Consider the following 13,270-nt stretch of genomic DNA (forward strand, 5'->3'; position numbering starts at 1 on the left):
GAATATATGGCTCTCATTCTCCAGAATGGTGGCTCTCAAAGTCCGGACAGGTGGCTCAAAGAGCCCCGGAATAATCAGGTTCCCATACGCTTCTACGATGGCATGGATTTTGGTACTTGGTCCGCCTCGGCTCCGGCCGATTTCAGGGGAAGGCCCCCTTTTTTAGCTCCGGCACTATGCTGATGAGCTTTGACGATGGATGCATCCATAGAAAGCTCTTCAAATTCTGCATCCAGACTTAAAATCCGGAAAATATTATCCAATATACCGTCTTCAATCCATTTACGAAAGCGACTGTAAACGGTTTCCCATGGTCCGTAACGTTCCGGAAGGTCACGCCAGGGTGCACCGCTGCGTGCAATCCAAACCATTCCATTTAAGATTGTGCGATTAGATTTTCGTGGACGTCCCCGCTTGCCTGTATTTTCCGGGGGAAGTAGATTCACAATGCGGCTCCATTCATCATCGTTCAACTCGTATCGCCTTAACATAATAAACACCCCTTTTTCTTTATTTTGTATTAAAAAGGACATTAAAATATATGTTTTGTGCAATATTTAATTTTCAAACACGCTCTAGATTAAATGAAAAATTTGATGATGAACAATATGAAAAAATACGAAAAGTACATGCAACAACTTTAGTACAGACTAAAAGTGACAAAGTATATGGACTTCTTGGAGGTGGATATATGTCAGATGGTTCATCTGGAGAGGCAGTTAGAAATGAAGCTTTTTGGAATAATCGTCTGAAAATATGCGAAGATATTATAAAAAGAAATATGGCTTCTATTTCAAGTGAAATTCGAGAACGGCGTAATAATGAGAAATATGATTATAATATAAAATTGTTGGGTATGCCGGGATTGCCAGATGAAATCAAGGTCATTGAAACAAAAACGCAAATGGGGATAGAATTGCTATTATCAAAAGGTCTCTTACGCATTTATAAAATAGAAGATGAGATGAAGTATATATACGAAAATAAGGAAGAGGATATTATAAAAGGGGCTTATTGAAGGAGGGTATATGAGTAATTTGGGATTATATCAATGGATGACTAAAACTGCTAAGAAAGTTGGTGGTCCGGTTCAATTTATGTCAATTATTGGCGGTTGTGGAATAACAATAGGTGCTGCTGGAACAAAAATTTTTGATGCATACAAAGATAAACGAGAAAAAAAGAATATCATGGAAAAGCAATATACTGTTTCTACGGAAATGGTTTCTGATGATTTAGTAATGAAAAAAGGAGATCAGTTTAAAGTATTAGAAAGAACCAAACATGGTATTTTAATTGAAAAAGTAGATGATGGCAACAATCCATATTTTGTTGATACTAACTTATTGAGAAAATGTTCAGATTTTCAGTAAGCAATAGAACTATATAAGGATATTAATAGACAAGAGTCTTTGAGGAATCAGAGGCTCTTTTTATTATGTGAAAAAGTTGTTCCTGAGTTGACATAAGGAGGCGACATGTCGATCGTCGGCACAAGGCCGCCGCTGATTTCCGAAACCAATCTCTATGAGCTGCACCACAGAGTCCGCCTGGCAATCAAACCGGGCATCACCGGCATGTGGCAGGTGAGTGGTCGCAGTGATATCACAGATTTCGAAGAAGTAGTACGGCTGGATAAAGAATAGATCAGCAACTGGAATATCGGGCTGGATATCAAGATCCTGCTGAAGACCGTACTGGTAGTGTTGAAAAGAGATGGGGCAGTGTAAGAGCTGAACCTGCCGGCAGCACAGAATTCTGTTGATTTTGCTTCCAATTGCATTGCTGTTTGCAGAAAGTTCTATGAATAGTCTTCAGTCGGTGAGTATTGTTGCAGCATTCCCGATTGGCACGGTGATCGTAATGATTGCAGTCAGCTTTATGAAGGATGCTAAAAAATATATGGAAGAACTCAATATGAGCCTACCGCAGCAGAAAAAGGCTGGAAGAGTGCCATAGTGACATGGTATCAGAAATTCAAGGAGAGTGTGTTCTTTCGGAAGTTGTTTTTCTTATTTTTGTGACCTCACTTATTCTGTTCCGAACCCTGTTAAACCGGAACCTATGGATGAATCCTTTATCTGATGTTATGGGCGGATGGGGCATCTGGGAGACAGTGAATGGCGAACAGAAGCTGACAACGGAGTGTATTGAGAATGTGATCATGATGGTGCCGTTTTCTGCCGTAGTGATGTGGACATTCGAAGAAAAGATAGGAAACGGCTGGAAGAAGATACTGTGGCAAAGCGGTAAGATAGCGTTCATCTTCTCGATAAGCATTGAGATGTTGCAGTTGTTGCTTCGCTTGGGAACGTTCCAGTTAGCAGACATCTTTTACAACACGGTAGGTGGAGTGCTCGGCGGTTTATTGTACTATGTAGCGATAAAGGCCAGAAAGCGTCTGTAAAACTGGATGAAATTGTGATATACTGAGAGCGGATAGCCCCATGCTACTCGGACAAACCAAAAATCTTTTTGATTAATCACACACCTCTCCGTGGTGAGTAGCAGGCAACGATCTATTATGATCGGCGAAGATGTGGTGAAAAGAAAAACGAAAAATCAAAGGAGGTCTGACGATGACTCATCGAGTGACTTGTGATAGATGTGGTTCTATTTCGGAATATGACGATAAATCCATATGGGAAGGAAACTGCGAACATGAAGATATAGAGTGCCCTGTGTGTGGAAATATCATCGGTAGTGCATTTACAGACCTTACTCCGGTAGCCAGACTTATCAAGAAAGGCGAGAGAGATTGATTCGAATTCTAAGATGATTGGCTGACGTCAAATTATAAGATTGGAAATAATGCGAAATGTCGTATCAAAATATTATGAATGCTCCATTATTTGATTTCGGAGATATTAAGAAAAGCGAAATCACAATTAAAAATACATGGAATGAATTTCGAGTCGCTTTGGCAAATAAGACATTTAAATATGATGAAGTTGATTCAGCAATGACGACTACATTTTTGAAAGTGTTTGATGATTTGTTTGCCAATTGTTGCGTGCGGTTGGAACGTTCACTGGATATTTTTCAAACTGATGGATATCTGGCTAGTGTAGTGACCTATTGATGTTTAGCCAAATATTTTTACCATTTACTGCCGTTCTGACGTATAATAATAAAAAAAGAACGGCGGTGATTTCTATGGCAAGACCCCAAAAATATAATATTCAGCTTACAGATAAAGAACTTGCAAGATTAAGATCTGTTATTCGTAAAAAAGATACTTCAAGAACAATTCGCAGCAGATGCCAGATCATTATTGACCTGGATGAAGCACATGGAAAAGTTTTAACTCATGAACAAAGTGCAAAATCTAATGGTGTCTGCATGGCAACTGTTACTAATACTGTGGCAAAATACATCAATGGCGGCATTGATGCCGTTACTGAATTAAAAAGGAACATAAATTCAGACAATGCAAGACGTAAGATTGACGGCCGTGCAGAAGCTCAGTTGATCGAACTTGCCTGTGGCCCCGTTCCAGAAGGGCATTCCCGTTGGATAATCCGTCTGCTTGAGAAAGAATCCAAAGTCATTTTAGAAACTCCTGTTGGCAGAGAGGCAATCCGCAATGCTTTAAAAAAAACAAACTTCGACCTCACAAAAACGACTACTGGTGCATCCCAGCAAAAGAAGACCCGGAATTCATAGCTCATATGGAGGATGTCCTTGATGTTTACGAACTCCCCTATGATGAAAAATATCCAGTCGTGTGTATGGATGAAAAACCATATCAGCTTTTAGGGGAGTCCAGAGAACCTTTGCCAATGATTTCCGGAAGCGACCGGAAAACCGACTCGGAATATGTCCGCAATGGAACTGTCAGCATTTTTGCTTTTGTGGAACCTCTCGGTGGTGTTCATCATGTAAGTGTCCGGGAACATCGTACAGCTGTTGAATAGGCAGAGGAGATCAAATATCTTGTAGATGTTATGTATCCTGATGCCAAAAAGATCATACTTGTGATGGATAATCTGAATACCCATAACCCCTCTTCTCTGTATAAACGATATTCGCCGGAAGAAGCAAGGCGTATCATCAAAAAGCTGGAGATACATTACACACCGAAGCATGGAAGCTGGCTGGATGTTGCAGAAATAGAACTCAATGTAATGACCCGGCAATGTCTCAGCCGTCGTATTTCTGATATAGAAGAACTACGCCGCGAACTATCTGCATGGGAAATAGAGAGGAATATTCTGGCAGCAAAGGTCAATTGGCACTTTAGAACCAACGATGCCCGAATAAAGATCAGTTCATTATATCCTGCATATACTACAGCCTCTTAATGAGGCGATAGTATTGTTAAATATCAACAGGTCACTACACTAGAGTATTGATTCCTGATTTCGGGGAGAAGCGATTTTCTTCGATTCGACGCAACAAAATGAAGCCAGTTTCTATCGGCTGCATTAAACAGGTGAATGGATATTTCCGAATTTAAGTGGAATTTGAAGACGGAAATATAACTGGATGAAGTGTCAGAAGGGAGTAATCCCTCTTTGACTTGTTTGTTGACAGAAAGAGGAACGAAGCTTTGTGCTTGTTTATAAGAGGATGTAACGTAAAAGCCATGTCCAAAATCCTTTCCCTGTTTACACTTGGAAAGGTCGATTTCTGGCATTTGTGTAAAACTGCCGTGGTATAGAAGCATTCCATCTGGTCTGAGTCATCCGAAAAACTCAGCACTGCATATCGGCAATGTCAATATCGTGTTCACTCATAGAGCATACCTCCTTTGAGTACAATTTTTCATTTTAAGTATAGCTCTTTTTTCAGCGTATAGCAACGAGGTTCTGTTAAAAAAAATTGAACAAAATAAAAAAGAGAACCCGAAGATCCTTTTTCCGGTCTCAGTCATCGCAAGTATCTGAAACCTGATCCCTGTCTCCGGTGGAATGAGAGGAACTATAGAATGAGCAGTGGAACAGAAGCGATAGATCGTAAGCAGAGGATCAGAGATCGATATAGAGGCGTGGATACTTCAGAACTGGTGTATTACGAAGCCAGACAAGCGAAAGAGCAGAAAGATGTCTTGTAAGCCTTTAAAAATGATGGGGAAAATCTCGTCAAGTAGCAGACTTGTTCTCTGATCTGTGATATACTGGGACAAATAGGATGAACCCTGACTCTGGGGTCACGGGAGACAGAGGCTCTCGCTGCTCTGATAAATCGCATACCTCTTCGTGGTGAGCAGCAGGTAACGCTGGAAACGAAGAAGGCAAAGATAAAGGCCAATACCTATTTTACGTACCCAAAATAGATGATGAAATAACGGAAGCTAATTCCAACGAATAAAATAGCAAACAGATGGGGCAAATTATAAGGTTTTGTATATGAAAAAAGCCTGCCTGTTAGCGATTAGATTAACGTGAAAATAAGAGGACAATTTTATGGCAAAATTACGAGCTGATAAAAGAAATTATAAAAAAGCGTTTACAGTTCATGCAAATTCCTATGATAATTGGAATATTGGAAGTCCTTACAGTAGACGTTTATTATTATGTTATTGTGTTGAATGTGGATTGAAATGCTTGATCATGGAGAATGATAATATATATACGATTTCTCAGGCGGATGATGAGACAGCGAAAATTTTGGGGTCACATGACTTTAGAACGCTGTTAAAGAGAGTTGGTCAGGCTGGAACTTATCGATTTAAGAGTTTTCCTACGGAGTATGGAAATACGGTAGGAACAGCGGATTATCATCAGTTGTGCAGGTATTTGATTGCTCCTGCAGAGCAGAATATTACATATTTGCAGGAATTTGATCATACGCTGGCTGAGATTAAAGAATGGCTGAAAGAGGTGGTGTAAATTATGAGGTTCTATACATGGAAAGATATTGAACGATATATTTTAATGCATCATGATGAGTGGAAAGATGAATTATACGATATAGAAGTTTATCCGAATGAAATGGTTGTATACCCAAAATCAGAACAGGGTACGCTGCAGAATGCTGTATTAAAGAAACTTTTTCCGAAAAATATTGCACCTGATAATTTAAGTATAAAATTGGATGGTCAGGGAGAAGATTTGATGATTTTATATGAGTACGAGTACAGTCCGGTTACTGTAAGAACGTTGCCATTGTTTAAAAAGGCGATTTATGAAGATTCCATATATCCGACGGAGCAGTTGGCGGATCTTAGCTGTCCGGTTTTTGCATTTCATTCTTATAAGGGTGGAGTTGGACGAACACTGTCGCTTATTGCATTTGCACGGGCATGGACCAATCTTCAGAAGAATCCGGAAAACAGCAAACTTTTAATTATTGATTCTGATCTGGAGGCACCGGGACTTACCTTAATCCAAGGTGATCTAAATGATAGTGCTTTTAGTTATTTGGATTTATTAACTTTGATTCAGGATAACAGCAATGTAGAGGAAATTGTATCAACGGCAGGAAATTTAATGGGGACGATTACCTTGCCAATCGAAACCAGCCAACAGAGAGTAGAACATTTCTTTCTTCCGACATATCGTTATGAAGAGCAATTGTTTGATCTGTATGCAAGTCCGCAAACAATCACTGCCAGTCGAAATAAAGAATATATTTTGGCAGAAGTACTTTCAAAACTGGCAAGTAGTTTAGGGGCAACAGCAGTTCTGGTGGATCTTCGTGCGGGGATCAGCGAATATTCAGCACCATTGTTGCTTGATCCGCGAGTGAAAAAATATTGTGTAACTTCTACTTCTCTTCAGTCTGTAATGGGAACAAAGCAGGTATTAAGTTTTATTGCAAAAGGTCTGAAGATAAAGGAAGATACGCTTCTGCCTACTGTTTTTCTGGGCATGATTCCGGAAACTTTTTCAAGAAGAGAGAAACAGGAAATCAAGGAAAATTTACTCGGATGTTTTGAGACTACAGAGGTAAAAGAGGAACTTCTTGATAATATGATCGTGGAGCTTCCGTTTGCCAGTGAATTAATACATTTAACAGAATGGAAGCAGATTTTAAATGTTTTAAAAGACAGGGATATGTATGATGCTGTCAAAGAATTAGTAAAGCCTTATTGTATATCAGAAGAACCAGAAAGAGGAATGTATACAGAAAAACAGCATCAGATCATTACAAAACAAATTTGTGACTTTGCGAATAATCAGATCACGGCTGAAGCCAATGGAGCGGAAGAACTATTATTAACAGAACCGATTAAAAATCTTTGTGCTCGTTTCAATCACCAGATTCCGGTAACGGTTGTTCAGGGAGCAAAGGGATCTGGAAAAACATTCTTGTATCGTCAGTTGATAGAAAAGAAAAACTGGAATTCTTTTTTTTCTGAAATTACTCATAAAAAAATCAGTAAGGAAAATGGCTGTTTTATTCCGGTTTTAGCACCGCAGAATATTTCACAGCTTCAAACGGTTCTGGAACAATGTATTGATTATTTTAATGAGACATTATCGTTTGCAGATGTTTCTCGGGGTATCTACAGTGACAATTCTCACAAACTGGATCTTAAAGCGAATGAAGAAATTGACTGGATGAGTTTTTGGGAACAATTGTTTGTAAATTCCGTTAATAAAGAGTTTACCTCATTTGCTCAACTGAATGAAAAATTAAAAGAAGAGGAAAAGACAGTTATCTTTTTGATTGATGGACTGGAAGAGATATTAAAAGCAGTATCTTCAAATAAAAATCAGCAAAAAGCGATAGAAGTTTTATGCCAGGGAGTTTTGAATACGATCAGTGCGAGATATGAAAATATTGGTCTTATTATTTTTATACGAAGCGATATGGCACAGAATGCAATTACAGTTAATTATGAGCAATTCAGGCAGTCATTTGCCTATGCAGAACTGAAATGGTCTTCGGCAGAAGCTTTAAAGTTGGCAGTTTGGCTGGTAAGCCATGCAAACAGTGATTTTTATCGGGAAAGTATTCCGATTGAAAATGCGTCACAGGAAATAATCGATAAATATCTGGAAGAACTCTGGGGATTGAAATTAGGAAAGAAGGATTCAAATGAAGCGTATTCATCACGTTGGATACTGGCAGCTCTTTCCGATTTTAATGGACAACTTCAGGCACGTGACATTATCCGGTTTTTGAAATATGCAGCAGGGCAGAATATGAAAAAACCGCCGTATGATGATCGGATATTAATGCCTGCAGAGATACGTTATGCAGTACCAAAGTGTTCAAATGCCAAAATCAGTGATATTAAGGCGGAATATGAAAATTTAAAGCCTATTTTTGAAAAGCTGGAAGATTTGCCGACAGACGAAAAAACACTTCCAATGAATCTGGAAAATAATATATTTACATCGGTAGAAGAAAAGTCCATGACACAATCCGGATATTTGAAACGTGATGGAGAAAAACTTTATTTACCGGAAATTATACGTCATGCACTGGGATTTCGATATGAAAAAGGTGCAAGACCGAGAGTATTGTCTTTGCTTCTTAAACATTAAAAACATGGAAGGTTAAAAGAAAGACTCCACAAATCAAAGAAATAGTGGTATGATAGATAGACTTTAGATTTATTGGCTATCCGCATGCGGTGAAATAGTATCTTCCGGATTACATGGGGTTGATTTTTGAGAAGATGTGTCAGGATTATCTGCTCTATTATTCAGATAATCTTCTCGTTGAGCTGAGTGAAATCGGTCAGTGGTGGGGGACAGACCGGAAGAAGAAAAATATCTTTTCAAAAGGAGATTTTACGGATGGACTTCTTCAGGCACAGGAGCACGGTGAAGTCCGGCTGGTAACGCTGGAGGATCTCTACAGATAGAGGGAGATTTTTGAAAAATTTTTTTGAGTTATTATGGAAAAGAGAAACATAAGGATTGTCTGAAGTGTTTGATTTTTGATAAGAGCAAATTTCAAATCATTTTATTCAGAAAAAGTGGAGGAATACATTATGTGTGGAATTGTTGGTTTTACAGGAGAACATCAGGCAGCACCGATTTTATTGGATGGTTTGTCAAAACTGGAGTACCGGGGATATGATTCGGCGGGATTGGCTGTTCGAGACGGAGAGAATCTGGCACAGGTTGTGAAGGCAAAGGGACGCTTGAGCAATCTGGCGGAGAAAACGGACGATGGTCATACCTTAAAAGGTACTTGCGGTATCGGTCATACTCGCTGGGCAACGCATGGGGAACCGAGTCAGACAAATGCACATCCGCATGTGTCGGGAAACTGCAGCGGTTCTGGCTCAGGTATGGTAGAATCCGAGGTTGTTGGTGTGCATAATGGCATTATTGAGAATTATACGGAACTGAAGGAAAAGTTATTAAAACATGGCTATACTTTTTACAGTCAGACAGATACAGAAGTTGTGATCAAGCTGGTGGACTACTATTATAAGAAATATAATCTGGGTCCGATCGATGCGATCGCGAAAACGATGGTGCGTGTACGCGGTTCGTATGCTCTGGAACTGATGTTTAAGGATTATCCGGGGGAGATCTGGGTGGCACGAAAAGACAGTCCGATGATCATTGGTATTGCAGACGGCGAAACTTATGTTGCTTCTGATGTTCCGGCAATTCTTAAATATACCAGAAATGTTTATTATATTGGAAATCTGGAGTTCGCAAAACTGACTCCGGGAGAGGCACATTTTTATAATCTTGACGGCGATGAGATTGAAAAAGAAACAACCGAGATCAAGTGGGATGCCGAAGCAGCGGAGAAAGCCGGTTTTGAGCATTTTATGATGAAGGAGATCCATGAGCAGCCAAAAGCAATCCAGGATACGCTCAATTCGGTCATCAAAGAAGATAAAATTGACCTTTCAACAGTAGAAATCACGGACGAAGAGATTCAGAATTTTGATCAGATCTATATTGTTGCCTGCGGATCGGCATGGCATGTGGGTATGGCAGCACAGTATGTATTTGAAGATCTGGCGGATATTCCGGTGAGGGTAGAGCTGGCATCCGAATTCCGTTATCGAAAAATGCCATTAAACCAGAAAGCACTGGTGATCGTAGTCAGCCAGTCCGGTGAAACAGCCGATACACTGGCGGCTTTTAGAATGGCAAAAGAAAAGAATATTACCACAATGGCGATCGTCAATGTAGTTGGAAGCAGCATTGCACGCGAAGCCGATAAGGTATTCTATACACTTGCAGGACCGGAAATCTCAGTTGCGACAACGAAAGCCTACAGTGCACAGTTAGCCGCAATGTACTGCTTGGCAGTGCAGTTCGCAAAAGTCAGAGGAAAGATTTCAGAAGAACAGTACAGCTATTACATTTCCGAGATGCTTACCATCCCGGATAAAATGCAGAAAGTCCTGGAAGATAAAGAACGGATCCAGTGGTTTGCTTCCAAATATGCAAACGCACATGATGTATTCTTCGTGGGCCGCGGCATTGATTATGCAGTCTGCCTGGAAGGAAGCTTAAAACTCAAAGAAATTTCCTATATCCATTCCGAAGCCTATGCGGCGGGAGAACTGAAGCATGGAACCATCAGCCTGATCGAACAGGGCACCCTGGTGATCGGAGTCCTTACACAGAGCGAACTCTATGAGAAAACCATCAGCAATATGCTCGAATGTAAGAGCCGCGGAGCTTACCTGATGGGACTGACTACCTATGGAAAATACGAAATCGAAGATCAGGTGAACTTTACCGTTTATGTACCAAAAGTAGATGAGCATTTTGTCGGAAGCCTGGCCGTGGTTCCGCTGCAGCTGATCGGATACTATGTCAGCGTGGCAAAAGGACTGGATGTGGATAAACCGAGAAATCTGGCGAAGAGCGTGACGGTGGAGTGATATCAGGTGCGGTATGACCTGCAAAGAAGGCGCAGCAGCACTGAAAGATTTCAGAGAACGTAAACAATACTATATATCAAGGAGGTGCAGCACTGCATGAGTAATGTATTACCTGTTGAGGATTTAAGTAAAACTTATCTGGAACACGCTATGGTTATCAACAATTTTGTTATCAAAATCGGCAGTCAGATTAAAGACAGTCTGTGTCGTGTCTTTGGTGATGGTGTGCAGTATGAATGGCGTGCGAACGATGATAAAGTAATGATTCCGGATGTATCCATTATCTGCAACTTGAGAGATCGAAAGAATATTTCTTTTACAGGTATTCCACGTTTTGTGATGGAGGTCTTATCCAATGCTACGGAAGAATATGACAGGCACGAAAAAATGAATATTTACTGCAAAGTCGGAGTTTCTGAATACTGGATCGTTGATTGGAGAAAAAAGTCCGTAGAAATCTATCTTTTTGACTTCGAAGAGGATGGAACAGGATATCCGTATCTTTATAAAACAGTTACTGCACAGAATAAAGAGGAGTTACAACTGGTGATGTTCCCGAATTTGAAAATAACCTTTGAGGAATTGTTTGATCTTGGAGAATATTGATTTTACATGACTCTCCGGTGCAGTCCGGGAATGATTTCAGCTTTTCGGTTTGACTTAGTAAATGCTATGAGTTATGATACTTAAAAGAAGTAACTTGTGGGCCAGTCGCTCATGAGCATAATTAGTGGAGGAAACAGCATGAAATTTTTTGTAACAGGTGTCGGCGGACAGCTTGGACATGATGTAATGAACGAACTGATCAAGAGAGGGCATGAGGGTGTCGCTTCTGATATTCAGGAGCAGTACAGCGGTGTGGAAGATGCTTCTGAGGTGACAAAAGCACCTTATCTTTCACTGGATATCACAGATAAAGAAGCAGTAAAGCGTGTCATTGAGAGCGTAAAACCGGATGCGGTGATCCATTGTGCGGCATGGACTGCGGTTGATATGGCGGAAGATGATGACAAGATTGCAAAGGTCCGTGCGATCAATGCGGGCGGCACACAGAACATTGCGGATGTCTGCAAGAAGCTGGACTGCAAGATGACTTACATCAGCACAGATTATGTATTTGATGGTCAGGGCACAGAGCCATGGAAGCCGGACTGCAAGGATTATAAGCCGATGAATGTCTATGGACAGACGAAGCTGGAAGGGGAACTGGCAGTAAGCCAGACACTGGAGAAATATTTTATCGTCCGTATTGCGTGGGTCTTTGGCTTAAATGGCAAGAATTTTATCAAGACGATGCTGAATGTCGGCAAGACGCATGACACGGTTCGTGTGGTCAATGATCAGATCGGTACACCAACTTACACTTATGATCTGGCACGTCTGCTGATTGATATGAATGAAACAGAAAAATATGGTTATTATCATGCGACGAACGAGGGCGGATACATCAGCTGGTATGATTTTACGAGGGAAATCTACCGTCAGGCAGGTTATACGACCAAGGTTCTGCCGGTAACCACAGCAGAATATGGCTTAAGCAAAGCGGCAAGACCGTTTAACAGCCGTCTGGATAAGAGCAAGCTGGTGGAAAATGGATTTACACCGCTTCCGACCTGGCAGGACGCACTGAGCCGTTATCTGAAAGAAATCAAAGTGTGATTTCGGATACATTTTAAAAGATAAGTACAAAAAATAAGAAGTGGGAGTCTTCTCCGACTAAGATAAAAAGATACTGAACAGTTGCAGAAGGAGATAAAGAAAATGGGACAGATCAAAGTTGAGAAAAACGTAGGCGGTATCGAAGGCCTTTGTATCGTAGAACCGGCCGTTCATGGTGACGAGCGTGGTTATTTCATGGAAACCTACAACGAAAGAGATATGAAAGAGGCAGGCATTGATATTCATTTCGTACAGGATAACCAGTCCATGTCCACAAAAGGAGTATTGAGAGGCCTGCATTTCCAGAAACAGTATCCGCAGTGCAAGCTGGTCCGTGCGGTACGCGGAACGGTATTTGATGTTGCCGTGGATCTGCGTTCCGATTCCAGGACTTATGGAAAATGGTTCGGCGTGGTTTTATCTGCGGAAAATAAAAAGCAGTTCCTCATTCCGGAAGGTTTTGCACATGGATTTCTGGTGCTGAGCGATGAGGCAGAATTCTGCTATAAAGTGAACGATTTCTGGCATCCGAACGATGAGGGCGGCATGGCATGGAACGACCCGGAGATCGGCATCGAGTGGCCGGAAGTGAAGGGCGAGTACAAAGGCAGTGCATCGGCAGAAGGTTATACACTGGCAGACGGTACACCGCTGAACCTGAGTGATAAAGACCAGAAATGGCTGGGACTGAAAGATACGTTTAAATTTTAATGAAAATAAGTTTTGATTTATGATACAATAGAGCCATGGAAGACCGTGGCTCTTTTGCTTGGTGCGCCTAGCGGCGCACGTTTCTAACGGGTTAAAGTCCCGAATCCGCCCGGTAGTGGGAAGGATATAGCCGAAGGC

At 40.9% G+C, this 13,270-nt stretch carries 18 protein-coding genes and 2 pseudogenes; 18 read left to right on the forward strand and 2 right to left on the reverse strand.

Annotation, left to right across the window (positions count from 1 at the left end; all coding sequences use genetic code 11):
* Positions 1 to 92: 92 nt before the first annotated feature.
* Positions 93 to 473, reverse strand: coding sequence for an IS5 family transposase (locus LKD42_RS14035; RefSeq protein ID WP_248836056.1), 381 nt, complete (start codon positions 471 to 473; stop codon positions 93 to 95).
* A 68-nt stretch (positions 474 to 541) separates the two neighbouring features.
* Between LKD42_RS14035 and LKD42_RS14040 the strand changes: the two genes are divergently transcribed.
* The 10 genes and pseudogenes from LKD42_RS14040 to LKD42_RS14085 all read left to right on the forward strand — a co-directional run bounded on the left by LKD42_RS14040 (position 542) and on the right by LKD42_RS14085 (position 4,304).
* Positions 542 to 1,018, forward strand: coding sequence for a hypothetical protein (locus LKD42_RS14040; RefSeq protein ID WP_248836057.1), 477 nt, complete (start codon positions 542 to 544; stop codon positions 1,016 to 1,018).
* A 10-nt stretch (positions 1,019 to 1,028) separates the two neighbouring features.
* Positions 1,029 to 1,373, forward strand: a complete 345-nt coding sequence (locus LKD42_RS14045) for a hypothetical protein (protein ID WP_248836058.1) — start codon at positions 1,029 to 1,031, stop codon at positions 1,371 to 1,373.
* Between the two features lie 99 nt (positions 1,374 to 1,472).
* Positions 1,473 to 1,730, forward strand: a pseudogene (locus LKD42_RS14050) (sugar transferase); the annotation flags it as partial.
* Between the two features lie 25 nt (positions 1,731 to 1,755).
* Positions 1,756 to 1,959 (forward strand): annotated as a pseudogene (locus LKD42_RS14055) (BCCT family transporter); the annotation flags it as partial.
* Positions 1,960 to 1,963: 4 nt separating this feature from the next.
* Entirely contained in the window at positions 1,964 to 2,407 is a 444-nt protein-coding gene (locus LKD42_RS14060; RefSeq protein WP_248836059.1) for a VanZ family protein, read from the forward strand.
* A 172-nt stretch (positions 2,408 to 2,579) separates the two neighbouring features.
* Positions 2,580 to 2,762 carry a hypothetical protein gene (locus LKD42_RS14065; RefSeq protein WP_248836060.1) on the forward strand — a complete coding sequence of 61 codons (183 nt, stop codon included), beginning with the start codon at positions 2,580 to 2,582 and terminating at the stop codon, positions 2,760 to 2,762.
* 74 nt (positions 2,763 to 2,836) lie between these two features.
* Positions 2,837 to 3,082 (forward strand): hypothetical protein, encoded by a 246-nt coding sequence (locus LKD42_RS14070; RefSeq protein ID WP_248836061.1) that lies wholly within the window; start codon positions 2,837 to 2,839, stop codon positions 3,080 to 3,082.
* Complete coding sequence (locus LKD42_RS14075) at positions 3,082 to 3,666, forward strand: helix-turn-helix domain-containing protein (protein ID WP_331464921.1); 585 nt, start codon at positions 3,082 to 3,084, stop codon at positions 3,664 to 3,666. The genes LKD42_RS14070 and LKD42_RS14075 overlap by 1 nt, the downstream gene beginning before the upstream one ends.
* Before the next feature lie 5 nt (positions 3,667 to 3,671).
* The gene (locus LKD42_RS14080) at positions 3,672 to 3,917 is read left to right on the forward strand and encodes a hypothetical protein (protein WP_248836062.1); all 246 of its coding nucleotides are present in this window, start codon (positions 3,672 to 3,674) and stop codon (positions 3,915 to 3,917) included.
* Between the two features lie 30 nt (positions 3,918 to 3,947).
* A complete protein-coding gene (locus tag LKD42_RS14085) occupies positions 3,948 to 4,304 on the forward strand; it encodes a transposase (protein WP_248836063.1) in 357 nt (118 codons plus the stop codon).
* 23 nt (positions 4,305 to 4,327) lie between these two features.
* Here LKD42_RS14085 and LKD42_RS15530 read toward each other — a convergent pair whose 3' ends face one another.
* On the reverse strand, positions 4,328 to 4,669 hold the full coding sequence (locus LKD42_RS15530) for a DUF3990 domain-containing protein (protein ID WP_408610712.1): 342 nt from the start codon (positions 4,667 to 4,669) through the stop codon (positions 4,328 to 4,330).
* 261 nt (positions 4,670 to 4,930) lie between these two features.
* Between LKD42_RS15530 and LKD42_RS15150 the strand changes: the two genes are divergently transcribed.
* The 8 genes from LKD42_RS15150 (at position 4,931) to rfbC (ending at position 13,132) form a co-directional block, all read left to right on the forward strand.
* Positions 4,931 to 5,056, forward strand: coding sequence for a hypothetical protein (locus LKD42_RS15150; RefSeq protein ID WP_283095023.1), 126 nt, complete (start codon positions 4,931 to 4,933; stop codon positions 5,054 to 5,056).
* Positions 5,057 to 5,408: 352 nt separating this feature from the next.
* Positions 5,409 to 5,834, forward strand: coding sequence for a hypothetical protein (locus tag LKD42_RS14090; RefSeq protein WP_173866765.1), 426 nt, complete (start codon positions 5,409 to 5,411; stop codon positions 5,832 to 5,834).
* 3 nt (positions 5,835 to 5,837) lie between these two features.
* The gene (locus tag LKD42_RS14095) at positions 5,838 to 8,441 is read left to right on the forward strand and encodes a KGGVGR-motif variant AAA ATPase (protein ID WP_248836064.1); all 2,604 of its coding nucleotides are present in this window, start codon (positions 5,838 to 5,840) and stop codon (positions 8,439 to 8,441) included.
* Between the two features lie 113 nt (positions 8,442 to 8,554).
* Complete coding sequence (locus LKD42_RS14100; protein WP_248836065.1) at positions 8,555 to 8,764, forward strand: DUF234 domain-containing protein; 210 nt, start codon at positions 8,555 to 8,557, stop codon at positions 8,762 to 8,764.
* A 129-nt stretch (positions 8,765 to 8,893) separates the two neighbouring features.
* The gene (gene glmS, locus LKD42_RS14105) at positions 8,894 to 10,762 is read left to right on the forward strand and encodes a glutamine--fructose-6-phosphate transaminase (isomerizing) (RefSeq protein WP_248836066.1); all 1,869 of its coding nucleotides are present in this window, start codon (positions 8,894 to 8,896) and stop codon (positions 10,760 to 10,762) included.
* A 96-nt stretch (positions 10,763 to 10,858) separates the two neighbouring features.
* Positions 10,859 to 11,368, forward strand: a complete 510-nt coding sequence (locus LKD42_RS14110) for a Uma2 family endonuclease (RefSeq protein WP_248836067.1) — start codon at positions 10,859 to 10,861, stop codon at positions 11,366 to 11,368.
* Between the two features lie 138 nt (positions 11,369 to 11,506).
* Positions 11,507 to 12,421, forward strand: a complete 915-nt coding sequence (gene rfbD, locus LKD42_RS14115) for a dTDP-4-dehydrorhamnose reductase (protein ID WP_248836068.1) — start codon at positions 11,507 to 11,509, stop codon at positions 12,419 to 12,421.
* Between the two features lie 102 nt (positions 12,422 to 12,523).
* Complete coding sequence (gene rfbC / locus LKD42_RS14120) at positions 12,524 to 13,132, forward strand: dTDP-4-dehydrorhamnose 3,5-epimerase (protein WP_147633033.1); 609 nt, start codon at positions 12,524 to 12,526, stop codon at positions 13,130 to 13,132.
* Positions 13,133 to 13,270: the final 138 nt, after the last annotated feature.

The organism is Hominisplanchenecus faecis (assembly GCF_020687205.1).
Lineage (GTDB): Bacteria > Bacillota > Clostridia > Lachnospirales > Lachnospiraceae > Hominisplanchenecus > Hominisplanchenecus faecis.

What these genes read in the sequence shown, in the direction of transcription:
- LKD42_RS14095 (WP_248836064.1), top strand. Translation starts at nt 5,838, where the DNA reads ATGAGGTTCTATACATGGAAAGATATTGAACGATATATTTTAATGCAT.
- LKD42_RS14110 (WP_248836067.1), top strand. Translation starts at nt 10,859, where the DNA reads ATGAGTAATGTATTACCTGTTGAGGATTTAAGTAAAACTTATCTGGAA.
- LKD42_RS14060 (WP_248836059.1), top strand. Translation starts at nt 1,964, where the DNA reads ATGGTATCAGAAATTCAAGGAGAGTGTGTTCTTTCGGAAGTTGTTTTT.
- LKD42_RS14090 (WP_173866765.1), top strand. Translation starts at nt 5,409, where the DNA reads ATGGCAAAATTACGAGCTGATAAAAGAAATTATAAAAAAGCGTTTACA.
- LKD42_RS14080 (WP_248836062.1), top strand. Translation starts at nt 3,672, where the DNA reads ATGGAGGATGTCCTTGATGTTTACGAACTCCCCTATGATGAAAAATAT.
- LKD42_RS14065 (WP_248836060.1), top strand. Translation starts at nt 2,580, where the DNA reads ATGACTCATCGAGTGACTTGTGATAGATGTGGTTCTATTTCGGAATAT.
- LKD42_RS14075 (WP_331464921.1), top strand. Translation starts at nt 3,082, where the DNA reads ATGTTTAGCCAAATATTTTTACCATTTACTGCCGTTCTGACGTATAAT.
- LKD42_RS14040 (WP_248836057.1), top strand. Translation starts at nt 542, where the DNA reads ATGTTTTGTGCAATATTTAATTTTCAAACACGCTCTAGATTAAATGAA.
- LKD42_RS15150 (WP_283095023.1), top strand. Translation starts at nt 4,931, where the DNA reads ATGAGCAGTGGAACAGAAGCGATAGATCGTAAGCAGAGGATCAGAGAT.
- LKD42_RS14085 (WP_248836063.1), top strand. Translation starts at nt 3,948, where the DNA reads ATGTATCCTGATGCCAAAAAGATCATACTTGTGATGGATAATCTGAAT.
- LKD42_RS14045 (WP_248836058.1), top strand. Translation starts at nt 1,029, where the DNA reads ATGAGTAATTTGGGATTATATCAATGGATGACTAAAACTGCTAAGAAA.
- LKD42_RS15530 (WP_408610712.1), bottom strand. Translation starts at nt 4,669, where the DNA reads ATGCTTCTATACCACGGCAGTTTTACACAAATGCCAGAAATCGACCTT.
- rfbD (WP_248836068.1), top strand. Translation starts at nt 11,507, where the DNA reads ATGAAATTTTTTGTAACAGGTGTCGGCGGACAGCTTGGACATGATGTA.
- LKD42_RS14100 (WP_248836065.1), top strand. Translation starts at nt 8,555, where the DNA reads ATGGGGTTGATTTTTGAGAAGATGTGTCAGGATTATCTGCTCTATTAT.
- LKD42_RS14070 (WP_248836061.1), top strand. Translation starts at nt 2,837, where the DNA reads ATGAATGCTCCATTATTTGATTTCGGAGATATTAAGAAAAGCGAAATC.
- rfbC (WP_147633033.1), top strand. Translation starts at nt 12,524, where the DNA reads ATGGGACAGATCAAAGTTGAGAAAAACGTAGGCGGTATCGAAGGCCTT.
- glmS (WP_248836066.1), top strand. Translation starts at nt 8,894, where the DNA reads ATGTGTGGAATTGTTGGTTTTACAGGAGAACATCAGGCAGCACCGATT.